Source organism: Pantoea sp. Ae19-2 (assembly GCF_059801205.1).
In genome coordinates this window covers 2,776,009-2,791,931 of the sequence record NZ_JBCHWE010000001.1, presented here as the reverse complement: position 1 = coordinate 2,791,931, position 15,923 = coordinate 2,776,009, and the positions used below count along the sequence as shown (strand labels likewise).

Annotated in this window: 13 protein-coding genes; 4 read left to right on the top strand and 9 right to left on the bottom strand. The window is 53.9% G+C overall.

Going from position 1 to position 15,923, the window contains the following annotated elements:
• Positions 1–2: 2 nt before the first annotated feature.
• Positions 3–1,778: a sigma-54-dependent Fis family transcriptional regulator gene (locus AAIE03_RS12985; protein ID WP_105091987.1), complete on the bottom strand. Its 1,776-nt coding sequence runs from the start codon at positions 1,776–1,778 to the stop codon at positions 3–5.
• Between the two features lie 264 nt (positions 1,779–2,042).
• Here AAIE03_RS12985 and exaC point away from each other — a divergent pair, with 264 nt between their 5' ends.
• Both exaC and adhP read left to right on the top strand, forming a co-directional pair.
• On the top strand, positions 2,043–3,563 hold the full coding sequence (exaC, locus tag AAIE03_RS12980; RefSeq protein WP_013024874.1) for an acetaldehyde dehydrogenase ExaC: 1,521 nt from the start codon (positions 2,043–2,045) through the stop codon (positions 3,561–3,563).
• A 53-nt stretch (positions 3,564–3,616) separates the two neighbouring features.
• The gene (gene adhP, locus AAIE03_RS12975; protein ID WP_496111804.1) at positions 3,617–4,633 is read left to right on the top strand and encodes an alcohol dehydrogenase AdhP; all 1,017 of its coding nucleotides are present in this window, start codon (positions 3,617–3,619) and stop codon (positions 4,631–4,633) included.
• Positions 4,634–4,766: 133 nt separating this feature from the next.
• Here adhP and AAIE03_RS12970 read toward each other — a convergent pair whose 3' ends face one another.
• From AAIE03_RS12970 to AAIE03_RS12935, 8 genes are all read right to left on the bottom strand, one after another.
• Positions 4,767–6,131, bottom strand: a complete 1,365-nt coding sequence (locus tag AAIE03_RS12970) for an MFS transporter (protein ID WP_013024876.1) — start codon at positions 6,129–6,131, stop codon at positions 4,767–4,769.
• Between the two features lie 132 nt (positions 6,132–6,263).
• On the bottom strand, positions 6,264–7,151 hold the full coding sequence (cyoE, locus tag AAIE03_RS12965) for a heme o synthase (protein WP_013024877.1): 888 nt from the start codon (positions 7,149–7,151) through the stop codon (positions 6,264–6,266).
• A gap of 12 nt (positions 7,152–7,163) precedes the next feature.
• Complete coding sequence (locus AAIE03_RS12960) at positions 7,164–7,493, bottom strand: cytochrome o ubiquinol oxidase subunit IV (RefSeq protein WP_013024878.1); 330 nt, start codon at positions 7,491–7,493, stop codon at positions 7,164–7,166.
• On the bottom strand, positions 7,493–8,107 hold the full coding sequence (locus AAIE03_RS12955; protein ID WP_013024879.1) for a cytochrome o ubiquinol oxidase subunit III: 615 nt from the start codon (positions 8,105–8,107) through the stop codon (positions 7,493–7,495). Before AAIE03_RS12955 ends, AAIE03_RS12960 begins: the two co-directional genes overlap by 1 nt.
• Positions 8,107–10,089 carry a cytochrome o ubiquinol oxidase subunit I gene (gene cyoB, locus AAIE03_RS12950; protein WP_013024880.1) on the bottom strand — a complete coding sequence of 661 codons (1,983 nt, stop codon included), beginning with the start codon at positions 10,087–10,089 and terminating at the stop codon, positions 8,107–8,109. The genes AAIE03_RS12955 and cyoB overlap by 1 nt, the downstream gene beginning before the upstream one ends.
• Positions 10,090–10,093: 4 nt before the next feature.
• Positions 10,094–11,020, bottom strand: coding sequence for a cytochrome o ubiquinol oxidase subunit II (gene cyoA, locus AAIE03_RS12945; RefSeq protein ID WP_014606444.1), 927 nt, complete (start codon positions 11,018–11,020; stop codon positions 10,094–10,096).
• Between the two features lie 433 nt (positions 11,021–11,453).
• Positions 11,454–12,941 (bottom strand): muropeptide MFS transporter AmpG, encoded by a 1,488-nt coding sequence (gene ampG / locus AAIE03_RS12940; protein WP_013024882.1) that lies wholly within the window; start codon positions 12,939–12,941, stop codon positions 11,454–11,456.
• A 46-nt stretch (positions 12,942–12,987) separates the two neighbouring features.
• A complete protein-coding gene (locus AAIE03_RS12935; RefSeq protein WP_014606442.1) occupies positions 12,988–13,566 on the bottom strand; it encodes a lipoprotein in 579 nt (192 codons plus the stop codon).
• A 263-nt stretch (positions 13,567–13,829) separates the two neighbouring features.
• On the opposite strand from AAIE03_RS12935, the gene bolA reads away from it, so the two are divergent.
• Entirely contained in the window at positions 13,830–14,144 is a 315-nt protein-coding gene (gene bolA, locus AAIE03_RS12930; protein ID WP_013024884.1) for a transcriptional regulator BolA, read from the top strand.
• Positions 14,145–14,438: 294 nt separating this feature from the next.
• Positions 14,439–15,743, top strand: a complete 1,305-nt coding sequence (tig, locus tag AAIE03_RS12925; protein ID WP_022622659.1) for a trigger factor — start codon at positions 14,439–14,441, stop codon at positions 15,741–15,743.
• Positions 15,744–15,923 lie beyond the last annotated feature (180 nt).

Here is a 15,923-nt window from a genome sequence, read left to right as displayed (position 1 = left end):
GCTCACTTCTCGCGTGCAGCGCGGCGATACAGCGTGCTGCGCGCAACGCCGAGCGCCTGCGCCGTTTTGCTGATGTTGCCGTTAAACTGCTGCAACGTCGCTTTTATCAGACGATCGTCATGCTGCTGGCGCGCGGGTGATGCCGCGGCGTTGCCGCTGCGGTACTCTTCAGGTAAATGCGTGATCTCCACGCTATCGCCATCTTCCGCCAGCGCCAGCAAGACTTTCATCAGGCTGCGTAGCTGGCGCACGTTGCCCGGCCAGGGATAGCGCGTTAATGTCGCCAGCACTTCGGAAGACAGGCCGATCTGACGCGCGCCGCCGCCCAGCGCGTCCCAGAGTTGCGTGATAAACGCCGGAAGAGAAGACCAGTCACGCAGCGGCGGGATCGTGAATGAAAATTCCTGCAGCCGGTACAGGAGATCCTCGCGGAAGTCGCCCTGTGCGACGCGTTGCGCCAGATCCCGATGTGTCGCGCTGATCACGGCCAGGTTAACCGGCCAGCTCTGACTGGATCCCAGCGGCGCGACCTCTTTTTCCTGTAGCACGCGTAAGAGCCGGGTTTGCAGCGCCAGTGGCATATCGCCGATCTCATCCAGAAACAGGACGCCGCCATCGGCCTCACGGATTTTACCGATGTAGCCATTTTTGCTGGCGCCGGTAAATGCCCCCGGCTGGTAGCCAAAGAGTTCAGATTCGATCAAGGATTCCGGAATCGCGGCGCAGTTAATCGCCACAAACTTTCCTTCCCGCCAGCGGCTTTGCTGATGTAACGCGCGGCTGACGTACTCTTTTCCGCTGCCGGTTTCCCCGCGAATGCACAATGAAACGCCGGCATTCAGCAGCCGCACCATTTTATCTCCCTCATGTTGCAGTGAGAAAGGCAGCGGACGCGCAGGGCCTGCTGCTACGCTGAAGCGGGTTCGGGTGGGCGCTCGCAGACGAAAATAATAAGGCTGGGGTCCGATCATCACCGGCGTTGGCAGTGCGGTGGCCCGCAGATCGCTGTGAGGAAACAGCTGCTGAAATGTGATGACGCCAAGCTGTTCGGCGTGCAGGCCAAGCTCACGCAGGGCCAGCCGATTTGCGGCAGTCAGCACGTTGTCTGAAAACACTAGCAGCAGCTCATCCGGGCTGTCTAGCCGGTGTGCGTCGCTGTGCAGGCTCATCAGCCATTGTTGGGGATGCAGGCTCTGCTTAACCCACAGATACTCAATGTGCCGTGCCGCCTGTTTGACCCAGGCAAACGTATGGGCATGGGAAAAATGTGCAGGGCCAGAGACATCCAGTACCCCCGCAATCTGCCCGTTGGGCATTTGCAGCGGCATGGCGGCACAGTAAAGCCCCTGGTTGCGGGTCAGGAAGTGTTGATTACCCTCGATTTCACAACCGTCGTCTATCGCCAGCGCCGTACCAATGGCGTTGGTGCCACGGCCACATTCGCTCCAGATGTTGCCGGGGGCAAGGGCGAAACGCTGTGCTTTTTGCATCGCCTGCATCTCGCCAAAGGTGTGCAGCACCCGGCCTGCCGCGTCAGACAGAATGACCACCGACTGCATCTGCGTCACCTTCTGGGCCAGCTTGTGCATGACGGGCTGAGCAAACTGCTGGAGGTCAGTATTACTGGCCACCAGCTCTGTCAACTCGGCCTGACGTACGCGAGGAAAATCATCGGCCGAACGATCCAGTCCGTAGAGCTGGCTGCGTAGCCAGGAATCACTCAGCAGGGGGTTGTTATCGATAGCGGGCAATAGAGCATCGGAAACCTTGTGCTGCATGAATGACCTCGTGGGCTCGGAAAAGTGTAGCGGGATTGTAGCGTTTTGGTTTTAGCGGTGTTGCGATTTGCAACACAAAGCGGGATCAAAGCCGGTTAGTCCTCAACGCATGCCTGTGAGATTACTATTCAGGTGATTGATTTTTATCTGGATTTTCAGCGCGTAAGGGAAGTTGGCACAGGACCTGCAAACGTCAGGTGACAGCGCGCTATCCGTTAAAAATCAACATGCCGCTGCCTGTCTACCCTACAGAAGGAGTTTGCGATGCGTTATGCCCATCCCGGCACACCTGGTGCGTTAGTGACGTTTAAATCTGCCTACGGCAACTACATTGATGGCAAATTTATCGAGCCGCTGAGTGGTGAGTACTTCATGAATACCTCACCCGTCAACGGCAGTGACATTGCCCGGTTTCCTCGTTCCGATGCGCGCGATATTGATTTAGCGCTGGATGCCGCGCACCGGGCTGCAGAAGCCTGGGGAAAAACCTCCGTACAAACCCGATCTAATCTGCTGCTCCAGGTGGCTGACCGCATTGATGCCAATCTCGAAACCCTGGCCGTGGCGGAAAGCTGGGACAACGGCAAACCGATTCGGGAAACGCTCAATGCCGATCTGCCGCTGGCGGCCGACCATTTTCGTTACTTCGCAGGATGCCTGCGCGCGCAGGAGGGCAGCACGGGCGAGATCGATGAAAAAACCGTGGCCTACCATTTTCATGAGCCGCTGGGCGTGGTGGGGCAAATTATTCCCTGGAATTTTCCGTTGCTGATGGCCGCATGGAAGCTGGCGCCGGCCCTGGCTGCCGGTAACTGTGTGGTGCTTAAGCCTGCGGAGCAAACTCCGCTGGGCATTACGCTGCTGATGGAGATGATCGGCGACCTGTTTCCTGCAGGCGTGCTAAACGTGGTACAGGGTTTCGGTCGCGAGGCGGGCGAAGCGTTGGCAACCAGTAAACGCATTGCCAAAATCGCCTTCACCGGTTCTACGCCGGTGGGACGTCATATCATGGCCTGTGCCGCAGAAAATATTATTCCCTGTACTGTGGAGCTGGGCGGGAAATCGCCAAACATCTACTTCGCCGACATCATGAATGGCGAGCCGGACTTTATTGACAAGGCGGTGGAAGGGCTGGTGCTGGGCTTCTTTAATCAGGGCGAGGTATGTACCTGTCCGTCCCGTGCGCTAATCCATGAGTCCGTTTACGCGCCTTTCATGGAGCGGGTGATGGCCAAAGTCGCTACCATTCGTCGCGGCGATCCGCTCGATACCGACACGATGATTGGCGCCCAGGCTTCGCGTCAGCAGTTCGATAAAATTTTGTCGTATATCGAGATTGCCCGCAACGAAGGGGGCGAGATCCTGACCGGGGGTGAGCGGGCCTTGATATCGTCCGAACTGGATAACGGTTTCTATATTCAGCCCACGCTGATTAAAGGCAGCAACAGCATGCGCTGCTTTCAGGAGGAAATCTTTGGCCCGGTTATCGGCATCACCACCTTCAAAGATGAGGCTGAAGCCTTGCGTATTGCCAATGAAACCCAGTTTGGATTGGGGGCGGGCGTCTGGACGCGGGACAGCAATTTAGCCTACCGCATGGGGCGCGCCATTAAAGCCGGGCGCGTCTGGACCAACTGTTACCACATCTATCCTGCCCATGCTGCCTTTGGGGGTTACAAACAGTCCGGCGTGGGTCGCGAAACACACAAAATGGCACTCAACCAGTACCAGCAGACCAAAAACCTGTTAGTCAGCTATGACACGGCACCGCTGGGGCTGTTTTAAGTCCGTAACCTATCCCTGGAGCATAAATCATGACGATGAAAATCAACACGATGATGAAGGCAGCAGTTGTTAAAGCGTTCGGCGAACCCTTGGTGATTGAGCAGGTGCCCGTACCCCAGCCTGGGTCGGGGCAGATTCTGGTAAAAATCGCGGCAACCGGCGTGTGTCACACCGATCTGCATGCGGCAGAGGGCGACTGGCCGGTGAAGCCGGTTCCGCCTTTTATCCCGGGACATGAGGGCGTCGGGCAGGTGGTCGCGGTGGGCGATAACGTACATCACCTGAAGGTGGGCGATCGGGTCGGCGTGCCCTGGCTCTACTCCGCCTGCGGTCACTGCGAGCACTGTCTTGATCACTGGGAAACGCTGTGCCACAGCCAGCAAAATACCGGCTATTCGGTTAACGGCAGTTTTGCCGAATACTGCGTGGCGGACGCCAACTATGTCGGCATCATCCCCGAAAACCTCGCATTCAACGAGGTGGCACCGGTGCTCTGTGCGGGCGTGACGGTCTATAAAGGGTTAAAAATGACCGATACCAAACCCGGTGACTGGGTGGTGATTTCCGGCATCGGTGGGTTAGGGCACATGGCTATACAGTATGCCGTCGCGATGGGGCTGAACGTGGCGGCTGTCGATATCGATGACGATAAGCTGGCCTTTGCCCAGCGCCTGGGCGCCAGCGTGGTGGCGAATGCCAGAAACGTCGATCCGGCCAGGGTGTTTCATGAGCACTTTGGCGGCGCGCACGGCGTGCTGGTCACGGCGGTGTCGCCTAAAGCCTTTGAGCAGGCGATCGGCACGTTACGTCGTGGGGGCACCATGGTGCTAAACGGCTTGCCGCCTGGCAAATTCGATCTTTCTATTTTCGATATGGTGCTGGACGGCATTACGGTGCGGGGTTCTATCGTCGGAACGCGTAAGGATTTACAGGAGGCGCTGGATTTTGCCAGCCGTCATAAAGTGAAAGCCAGCGTGGCGGTGGAACCGCTCAGCAATATTAACGATATCTTTGCCCGGATGCATGCGGGCAAGATTGAAGGCCGTATTGTGGTGGATATGTCGTTGTAAACCACCCTCAATCGCCGGATGAAAAAAGGTGCCTGAAGCAGGGCACCTTTTTCACGTGGTTTGTGGCGACATGTCTGACACGAACTGACTTAACCTTTCGCCACGATCGCGCGCAGTTAAGCGCCGCTCGCGACTAGCAGCTGCCGATCAGCGCTTCCAGCTCAGGCCGGCTGGTGACCTTACTGTCTATCTTGATGTAGGCGCTTTTCTCTTCCGGCACAATCAGCACCGATGAGACGCCGGGCTGTGCTTTCAGGCGTTTTTCCAGAGTGGGCACGGCCAGCGCGGCATCGCTCAGCACCAGACGCAGGCTGCTTACATAAGGCGGTTCCTGCATGGTCATGCTGACAAACAGCCAGGCTGCGGCCACAATCGCCCCGACCATAAACACGGTTTGTGCATCGAAATGACCAAACAGCCAGCCGCCCAGGCTTCCCCCAATGGCGACGCCCAGAAACTGACTGGTGGAATAAAGTCCCATAGCGGTGCCTTTATAGCCAGCGGGTGACTCCTTACTCACCAGCGATGGCAGAATCGCTTCCATCAGGTTAAAGGCCAGGAAGAACAGCTGAACGCCGACAACCAGCGTCCAGAAATGCCCCTGGGCGCCCCATAAGACGATTTCGGCGATGACCATCATGCCTACGCAGCCGACAAAGACCCGCTTCATCTTACGCTTCACTTCGGCGTAGATGATAAAGGGCACCACACCGGCAAACGCAATCAGCATGGTGATCAGATAGACCTTCCAGTGTTCTGACGGCGGCAGGCCAGCCTGTTCAAACTGGTCGGGCAGGGCGATAAAGCTCGACATCAGCAAGATATGTAAAAAGAAGATGCCCAGGTTCAGTTTGATCAATCGGGGATTGGCCAGCACTTTACTGAAGCTGCCGCGTACCATCCCTGATTCACGATTTAGCACGTGATGAGAAGAGGAGGGGACAACCCATAACGTAATCGCTATGCCCAGTGAAGCAAGCATCGCGATCATCCAGAACAGCGCGTTCAGGCCCAGCTTGTGGGTGACGATCGGGCCTAAGACCATTGCGATAGCAAAGGTCACGCCAAAGCTGATACCGATAAACGCCATCGCTTTAGTGCGGTTTTGTTCACGGGTTAAATCGGACAGCAGCGCCATGACCGCGGCAGCAATTGCACCGGAGCCCTGCAGCGCACGCCCCAGAATAATGCCCCAGATTGAATCGGTGCTGGCCGCAATGACGCTGCCAAGGACGAAGACCAGCAGGCCGCCGACGATCAGCGGCTTGCGTCCGATGCGATCGGACAGCAGGCCAAAGGGGATCTGGAAAATAGCCTGAGCCAGACCGTAGATGCCGATTGCCACGCCGATTAAGGTTTCACTCGCTCCCTGAAGTGCCATGCCATAGGTGGTCAACACCGGCAGGACCATAAACATTCCCAGCATGCGCAGGGAAAAGACCGTGCCAAGGCCCCATGTGGCGCGCAGCTCCACCGGAGTCATTTTGTTATCGTTCATTCCAACCTCTGTTGATGTGCTGCATTTATTTTAGGTAGGGAGAGCGGGCGGGTAAAACAATAGTTCTTAAGCAGTCGTAACAAAAAGAAAGGGCGCGAAAATCGCGCCCGTTTCATGCTGTTGCAGTACACATTAGCGCACGTAGGTCAGCAGGTCTTTCGATGCTGGCGTCATAAAGTCAACCGACATCATGACGCTCAGGGCCGTGATAGCCACAATCGAGAAAACGAACAGCTTACGCGCCCAAACCCGATCGTTTGAGGTTTTGTAGCCTGACAGCGCCATTCCCAGCCACCACACGCTAACGGCAGACGCAACGACCAGATATTTGTAGCCTGCGTAGCCACCCAGCGTCAGCATCAGCGTGGCAATCATAAACGCCAGGATATAGAGCGTAATATGATTCTTCGCCACCGAGATACCTTTCACCACCGGTAACACCGGGATGTTGGCTGCCTGGTAATCTTTAAAGCGGAAGATGGCAATCGCATAGGAGTGCGGCATCTGCCACAGGCTAAAGATAGCCAGCAGGATTAAGGCACCGGCATCAAACTCGTTGGTCACGGCGCAGTAGCCAATGACCGGCGGCGCAGCACCGGACAGGCTGCCAATCAGCGTACCGTAGACAGAGTGACGCTTCATATACAGGCTGTAAACGCCAACGTATACCACGAAGCCCATCACCGCCAGCCACATGGCCAGCGGATTAGCACCAAAATACAGCAGTGCAAAGCCAGCAATACCCAGCACAGTGGCGTAAACCAGGCTAACTTTCGCGGAGATAAGGCCTTTAACCAGCACCCGATTCCTGGTTCTCTCCATCTTGATATCGATGTCGCGGTCGATCACGTTGTTGAAAACACAACCTGAGGCAACCACCAGTGACACACCAACCAGCGAGGTGAGAAACAGGGCGTAATCAATGCTGCCCTTAGAGGCCAGCAAAAATCCGCCAATCACAGAAATTAAATTCCCGAAAATAATTCCTGGCTTTGTAACTTGCAGGTATTGCTTAAACATTACACAGACTCTTTAGTGGGGCATCATGTTGTAGTTGAGGTTCCACATGATCCACAGTGAGCCAACGACAACAATCAGGATAATGATTGCTGAGAAGACAATGGCCACCATGTTCCAGCCACCTTCAGACTTGCTGTCCAGGTGCAGGAAGTAAACCAGGTGAACCAGCACCTGAACTACTGCACAGACCAGCACAACGCCGAGGATGGTTCCATGAGAAGCGCTACCATCCATTACCATCCAGAACGGGATTCCCGTCAGGATGATAGAAAGGATGAAGCCGATCATGTAAGACTTCACGCTACCGTGTGATGCACCATGTTCGTTAACAGAATGACTCATTACATGGCTCCCATCAGATAAACTACGGTAAACACGCAAATCCAGACCACGTCCAGGAAGTGCCAGAACAGGCTCAGACACATGATACGCGTACGGTTGGTGGCGTTCAGACCGCGTTTAGCGATCTGGAACATCAGCACGGCCATCCAGATTAAACCAGAGGTAACGTGCAGACCGTGAGTACCGACCAGCGTGAAGAAGCCAGACAGGAAGCCGCTGCGGTCAGGACCGAAGCCCTCAACAATCAGATGATGGAATTCATAGATTTCCATCCCAATGAATCCAGCACCAAACAGGAAGGTCAACGCCAGCCAGCCGATAACGGCGCCTTTGTTTTCCTTGTTCATGGCGATAACGGCCATGCCGTAGGTGATAGAGCTCAATAACAGCAGCGCGGTTTCAACCAGCACGAACGGCAGTTCAAAGATATCTTTGCCTGCCGGACCACCGGCGGTGCTGTTAACCATAACTGCATAGGTCGCAAACAGGGTTGCGAAGATAATGCAGTCACTCATCAGGTAGATCCAGAAGCCAAAGACTTTATTGGCTCCTGCATCGTGATGCCCATGCTCCGCATGGGCGTCGTGGTGGTGTTTTACGGTTTCAGTTGACATTATTTCAGACCTGCTTTGCTGATTTCGTCAAAGTGCTGCTTTTCAATCTTCTCTACTTCGGCAACCGGAACGTAGTAATCCACGTCTTCGTCGAAGCTCTTCACGATCCAGCTTACGATCATGCCGAGGAAAGAAAGACCAGCCAGCCACCAGATATGCCAGATCATCGCAAAACCGAAGATGGTCGCAAACGCGGCAATAACAATCGCAGCACCGCTGTTTTTCGGCATATGAATTTCTTCATATTTAGCCGGTTGCTTGTACGCTTCGCCTTTCTCTTTCATTTCCCAGAAAGCGTCACGCTCATGCACATGCGGGATAACAGCAAAGTTATAGAACGGCGGTGGTGAAGAGGTTGCCCACTCCAGCGTACGCGCGCCCCATGGGTCACCGGTCAGATCGCGGTTCTGGTCGCGGTCACGCACAGAAACGTAGAACATAATGATCTGGCAAAGGATACCGCAGGCAATCAGTGCCGCACCGCCTGCCGCTACCACTAACAGCGAGTGGAACTGCGGGTCGATGTCCTGGCTCAGACGACGGGTCATGCCCATAAAGCCCAGTACGTACAGCGGCATAAAGGCAACGAAGAAACCGATAATCCAGAACCAGAAGGCGCGCTTGCCCCAGGTTTCGTTCAGCGTAAAGCCGAACGCTTTCGGGAACCAGTAAGTCACACCGGCCATACAACCGAACACCACACCACCGATAATCACGTTATGGAAGTGAGCAATCAGGAACAGACTGTTGTGCAGGACGAAGTCCGCACCTGGCACCGCCAGCAGAACACCGGTCATACCACCGACAGAGAAGGTGACCAGGAAGCCTACGGTCCACAGCATAGCAGAGTGCATTTGAATGCGGCCCTGGTACATGGTGAACAGCCAGTTAAAGATTTTAACCCCGGTAGGAATGGCGATAATCATCGTCATGATACCGAAGAAGGCGTTGACGTTCGCGCCCGCACCCATGGTGAAGAAGTGGTGCAGCCAAACGATGAACGACAACACGGTGATGGCGATGGTTGCCCATACCAGCGAGGTGTAACCGAACAGACGCTTTTTCGAGAAGGTCGCAGTGACTTCAGAGAAGACACCAAAGACCGGCAGAACAAGAATGTACACCTCTGGATGACCCCAAACCCAGATCAGGTTGACGTACATCATCATGTTACCGCCCATATCATTGGTAAAGAAATGGAAGCCGAGGTAACGATCAAGTGTCAACAGTGCCAGCGTAACGGTCAGAACCGGGAACGCAGCGATGATCAGGACGTTGGTGCACAGTGATGCCCAGGTAAATACTGGCATTTTGAACAGGTCCATGCCCGGTGCACGCATCTTCAGAATGGTAACGAAGAAGTTAATACCGGTCAGCGTGGTACCAATACCGGAAAGCTGGAGACTCCAGATCCAGTAATCAACCCCCACGCCAGGACTGTACTCTGCCCCCGACAGCGGTGGATAGGCCAGCCAGCCTGTTTGTGCGAATTCACCGACACCCAGAGACAGGTTAACCAGGATTACACCAATCGCGGTAAACCAGAAGCTCAGGTTGTTCAGGAACGGGAAGGCAACGTCACGTGCACCAATTTGCAAAGGTACCGCGATGTTCATCAGGCCCACAACGAACGGCATCGCCACGAAGAAGATCATGATCACGCCGTGCGCGGTGAAGATCTGGTCGTAGTGATGCGGCGGCAGTATGCCTGCTTCCCCGGCCGAAGCCAGAACCTGCTGGGTACGCATCATTACCGCATCGGCAAAGCCGCGCAGCAGCATGACGAAGGCCATGATGATATACATGATACCCAGTTTTTTGTGGTCGATGGAGGTGAACCATTCTGACCACAGATATTTCCACTTACCGAAATAAGTGATGGCGGCGACAAGCGCCAGACCTGCGATGATGATACCGGCGACCGTGACCATGACAATCGGCTCATGGAACGGTATAGCATCCAGTGTTAATTTTCCGAACATCGTATTATTCCTCGGCTCCCGCGGTAGCGGTGTGACTCATGTCCATGCCTTTATGCTCAGGCATGTCCATCTTCCCGTGGCTATGCATGAACTTGTTGATGACCTGCAAGAACAGTTCAGGATTAGCAGAAGAGAAATATTCCACCGGGTGATTTTCGCTTGGTACCGCTACTTTTTCGAAATCATCCATCGTTGTCAGCGTGTTAGGTGCCGCTTTAACTTTGGCAACCCACTGCTGGAACTCCGCGTCGTCTTTGGTGGCAATGGCTTTAAACTTCATACCAGAGAAACCGCGACCACTGAAGTTGGCGGAAATACCGTCGAAAGTTCCTGGCTCGTTGGCAATCAGATGCAGTTTAGTCTGCATGCCTGCCATCGCGTAGATCTGGCTACCGAGCGTAGGAATAAAGAAGGAGTTCATAACGGAATTAGAGGTGATTTTGAAGTTAACCGGTGTATTCGCCGGGAAAGCGATCTGGTTAACGGTCGCAATACCTTGTTCTGGATAAATGAACAGCCATTTCCAGTCCAGGGCAATCACATCAATTTCAACCGGTTTCACGTCTGACACCAGCGGTTTGCTCGGCTCCAGGGCGTGGGTTGATTTCCAGGTCAGCACACCAAGGAAAACAATGATCAGGATCGGAATGGTCCAGACCACGGCTTCCACTTTGTTAGAGTGTGACCAGTTAGGGCTGTATTTAGCATTCGTGTTTGAAGCCCGATATTTCCAGGCAAACACGATGGCCATCAAGACTGCAGGTATCACGACGATCATCATCAGACCAAAAGCGGTCAGGATCAGCGAACGTTGCTCCAGCGCAATCTGTCCTTTGGGATTTAACAATGCATTATCGCAGCCACTCATTAATAAAGTGCCTGCGATTAATGACAAAATCCCCAAACTTTTATTGTATTTACTGAGTCTCATTTAACGACCTCAATGACAAAGGGCTCTATTGTCGTTTAAGTGTGCGCGCATTTTACGGGAAGGTTTATGCAGTGTAAACCAGCTTAAGGATGTGTCAGAACCATGTTGACACCTTTTGCTAAGGGTGTCACAGATGTTGTTCTCGGTGACAAATTATTAACGTGGACAAGCAGTTGGCGGCAATATAACAAAAAGAGATGGATACAGGGTTAAACAAAAGTGGTAAAGGAATAACCCTGACTTTAATCACCCAATTATTTAACAATGTTGCATCATTTATTCGATTATTTTTAACCAAATTAATTGCGCACCGGTTTTAAATATCAGGGGGTAATCCCCCCGGTGAGTGAAATAATTTTTTGTAAATTGACACGCAAAGACAAATTAGGCGCGCTTAATCGACTGTACGAAATTACGGCGAAATCACGAGCCGTTATCGGATAACGGCGGAGTCCTCTGCTTTCTGCAGCGCACGATAATCCAGCACCACACCGAATAGTACACCACAAAGCGCCAGCGTCATACCAGCCTCAAACAAGGGAATCAGCACGGCCGACAGGCGAGTCAGGCCCGCGGCGTCCAGCGCCAGCGCCAGCAGCCATAAAGCCAGCAATCCACAGCCGCCGGCAAACAGGCGGTTTGTCCAGCGGTAGCCCGATGCAAAGCGGGTACGCGGCAAAAACTGCCCGGTTTTTTGTGTGAAATCCAGCGTGCTGCGACAAAATGCTAACAGCGCCAGGCCGGGTAGGCCAGCCAGTACGGTAAAGGCATAAAAGGTTGGCCAGCCCCACCATTCCACTAAAAAACCCGCCACAGGGCCGACGTAAACGCGGCCGACCGCTGACAACGCGGACAGCAGCGCGAACTGCGTGGCGGAAAAGGATTTATTACACAGCGTCATCAGTAGCGCGACGAAAGCCGCCGTGCCCATCCCGCCACACAGGTTTTCGATAAACACCGCGCTCGCCATGCTCCACAGATGTTTGTCGGTGACGGCCAGCAGCCAGTAGCCAAAATTGGACACCGCCTGTAACAGGCCAAAAATCATCAGGGCGCGAAACAGGCTCAGGCGCTGCATCAGCACGCCACCATAGAGCGCCCCGATAATGGTGGCCAGCAGGCCAAGCGTCTTATTCACCAGGCCAACATCGCCCGGATTGAAGCCCACGCCACGGATTAAAAACGTGGTGGTGAGCGAGGCGGCAAACGCATCGCCCAGCTTGTAAAGAATGATCAGGGTAATCAGCAGCCAGGCGTTGTTGCGGTTAAAAAAGTCCCGCAGCGGATCAACCACCGCCTGACGTAATGAGCGGGGCGCGGACTGGCGGTCATCCGGCTCGTCAGCCATAAACGTTGCTACGATGCAGGGCACCAGTAACAGCGCCATCAGCCAGTAAGTGGCTCGCCAGCCGAGGTAGCGATCGGCCAGCCATAACGCCAGACCTCCCGATATCAGCATGGCCAGCCGATAACCGAGAACCGTAATGGCCGCGCCGCTTCCGCGCTCTTCCGGCGGCAACACGTCCGTCTTCCACGCATCAAATACAATATCCTGTGACGCAGAACAGAACGCGATTAACACCGCCAGCGCCGCCATCAGGGTCAAATCCCGGCTGGGCTGCATGAACCCCATCGTGATGATGCTGGCCACTAGCGCCAGTTGGGTGATCAGCAACCATCCTTTGCGGCGACCAAGAAAAGGTGGCGTGTAGCGATCCATCATGGGTGACCAGAGAAACTTAAATACGTAGGCCTGGCCAACCAGCGAAAAGAAACCAATGGTTTTCAGATCGATATTATCCACGGTCATCCACGCCTGTAACGTTCCACCCGTTAATGCCAGTGGCAATCCGGATGCAAATCCCAGCAGGAGTAAAACAGCGGCATTTTTTTGACGGAAGACGCGGAAGTAGTGATTCATACTGACCTTGAGAAGGGCCCGGCGCCATGCCGGGCAGGGGACAAAATTAGCGGGCGTTCTGCTTGATAAATTCGTTGACGCTGGTGTCCTGCGCCATATCCGCAATCACGTCGCTCAGCGTTGAGTTAACCGCATTGGTGATTTTCTGGTTACTTGCGCTGAATGCACCTTCTACGCTGTAGGTCTGACGGTAGTTTTTGATCTGCTTATTGCCGTTTTTCGCGGTAGCAATAATAGAAATGTCCGCCTTGGTCGTAATGCTGTAACGTACGTCGCCCTGGGTGACGTCGGCATACAGATTATTAACAATGATTTGCAGATCTACTGCGCCATTAGGCCCTACCATATAGCCGCGTGCGGTCATCTGTTTTTCCAGCACTTCCTGCAGTAAGAAACGCAGGTCGCGTGAAGGGGTCAGACTGACCAGTTGGCCATCACGGTTCACTTTTGCCAGCGCCTGATCGCGGCGCTGGTCTGCGCCGTTAATGCTGACGGTGATGCCCATCAGGCTGGGATCGCGCTGCGGCAGCTGAATCTTGGGTTGGATTGTCAGTGTGTTGTTGCTGGAAGCACAGCCGGCCAGAATAAAGGCAGCCAGCAGTGGGAATAACAGTTTTTTCAACATACGCTTTCTCGTTAGTGTCATGGGTTGGTGTGCAAAAACTGCGGCCATCATAGCAAAGCGGTGCAGTGATTAAAGCCCCCTGCAAGAGGTAAAGTGAGCGCTGCGGCTTTTCGCCCCCGCTTTCTGGCATAAACAGCAGGCTGATAAGGCGCGCGATACGGCCAGCGGAATGATAATATTCGGCGCTTCACCGCGTAGAGTGGCCGAAAACCAACTAATATTTAAACAGATGGGGCACAGCGCTCGCCATTGAGGGTAAAACCATGATTCGAGAACAGATAGAAGAGAAGCTGCGCCTGGCTTTTGAGCCGGCTCATCTGGAGGTCCACGATGAAAGCTACCGACACAACGTGCCTGCCGGTTCGGAAAGTCACTTTAAAGTCGTGATCGTCAGTGACCGTTTTACCGGCCAGCGTTTCCTGGCGCGCCATCGCGCAATTTACAGCGAACTCAGCGCGGAGCTGGCGGGAAGCGTCCATGCCCTTGCGTTGCACACTTACACCTTGAAAGAGTGGGAAGGATTGCAGGATACGGTACTGGCCTCACCTCATTGTCGGGGCGCCGGAACGCTAGCCTGATTGCCCGCGTTTTAAACGGCCTTTGGGCCGTTTTTTGCGTTTAAGGGTGGCTAAACGCGATCTGTGGCTCAAAAAAACAGCAAACTCCCTGAAAAGTGGTGACTTAGCATCCTCGACTCATCTCAGCGATGCCGCTATAATGCTGCGTCTATTTTTCCGGAATGTCTTCGGGACGCTTCTGGTAACAGGGATCAGGTTCTCTTCACGGAAGCCGTCCCGGTTGTTGGATACGGCGCATTAACCAATGTGTGGTGTCTGAAGTTGACCGAGCACGTGATTTTTTGAGGTAACAAGATGCAAGTTTCTGTAGAAACCACTCAGGGCCTGGGCCGTCGCATTACGATTACTGTCGCTTCTGACAGCATCGAGAGCGCCGTTAAAAAAGAACTGGTGGATGTGGCGAAGAAAGTCCGTATCGATGGTTTCCGTAAAGGCAAAGTGCCAATGAACATCGTGGCACAGCGCTATGGTGCTTCTGTGCGCCAGGACGTGCTGGGCGATCTGATGACGCGTAACTTTGTTGACGCCATCATTAAAGAGAAAATTAATCCGGCTGGCGCACCGAACTACGTGCCAGGCGAATACACCGAAGGTCAGGACTTTACCTATGCGGTAGAATTCGAAGTGTATCCAGAAGTTGAGCTGAAAGGCCTGGAAAACATCGAAGTCGAGAAGCCACAGGTTCAGGTGACTGACGCGGATGTGGATACCATGCTGGAAACCCTGCGTAAGCAGCAGGCTAACTGGATTGAAACCGATGCAGCAGCCGGCGCAGAAGACCGCGCGACTATCGATTTCACCGGTTCTGTTGACGGTGAAGAATTCGAAGGCGGCAAAGCCTCTGATTTCGTTCTGGCGATGGGCCAGGGCCGCATGATCCCAGGTTTTGAAGAGGGCGTTATCGGTCATAAAGCAGGCGAAACCTTCACTATCGACGTGAAATTCCCTGATGACTACCATGCGGAAAACCTGAAAGGGAAAGACGCGAAGTTCGAGATCGTGTTGAAGAAAGTTGAAACGCGTGAACTGCCAGAACTGACTGAAGAATTCATTAAACGTTTCGGCGTGGAAGAGGGTTCAGTTGACGGTCTGCGTGCCGAAGTGCGTAAGAACATGGAACGTGAGCTGAAAGGCGCTATTCGTAACCGCGTGAAAACCCAGGCTATCGACGGTCTGGTTGACGCAAACCCAATTGACGTGCCAGCTGCGCTGATCGACAGCGAAATCGACGTTCTGCGTCGTCAGGCTGCACAGCGCTTTGGTGGTGACGAGAAGCAGGCGCTGGAACTGCCACGTGAGCTGTTCGAAGAGCAGGCAAAACGTCGCGTTGTTGTCGGTCTGCTGCTGGGCGAAGTGATCCGCACCCATGAGCTGAAAGCTGACGAAGACCGCGTGAAAGTGCTGATCGAAGAGATGGCTTCTGCCTACGAAGATCCGCAGGAAGTGATCGAGTTCTACAGCAAGAATAACGAGCTGATGAACAATATGCGCAACGTTGCGCTGGAAGAGCAGGCTGTTGAAGCCGTGCTGGCGAAAGCGAAGGTTTCTGAGAAAGAAACTAACTTCCAGGAACTGATGAATCAGACCGCTCAGGCCTAATCATCTTTTTAACCGGTTGTGCTAAAGCCCGCGCCTGAAAAGTCGCGGGCTTTTTTCTGTATTACGCTTGCTGCCAGTCGGTTTGTCGCTATTTGGCTAATTTTTAGGCAAATTGTTCACGCATCGCTTTTTCCTGGTTAGCGATTGATGAAAAGGTTGTTATGCTTGAAACAACTGAGC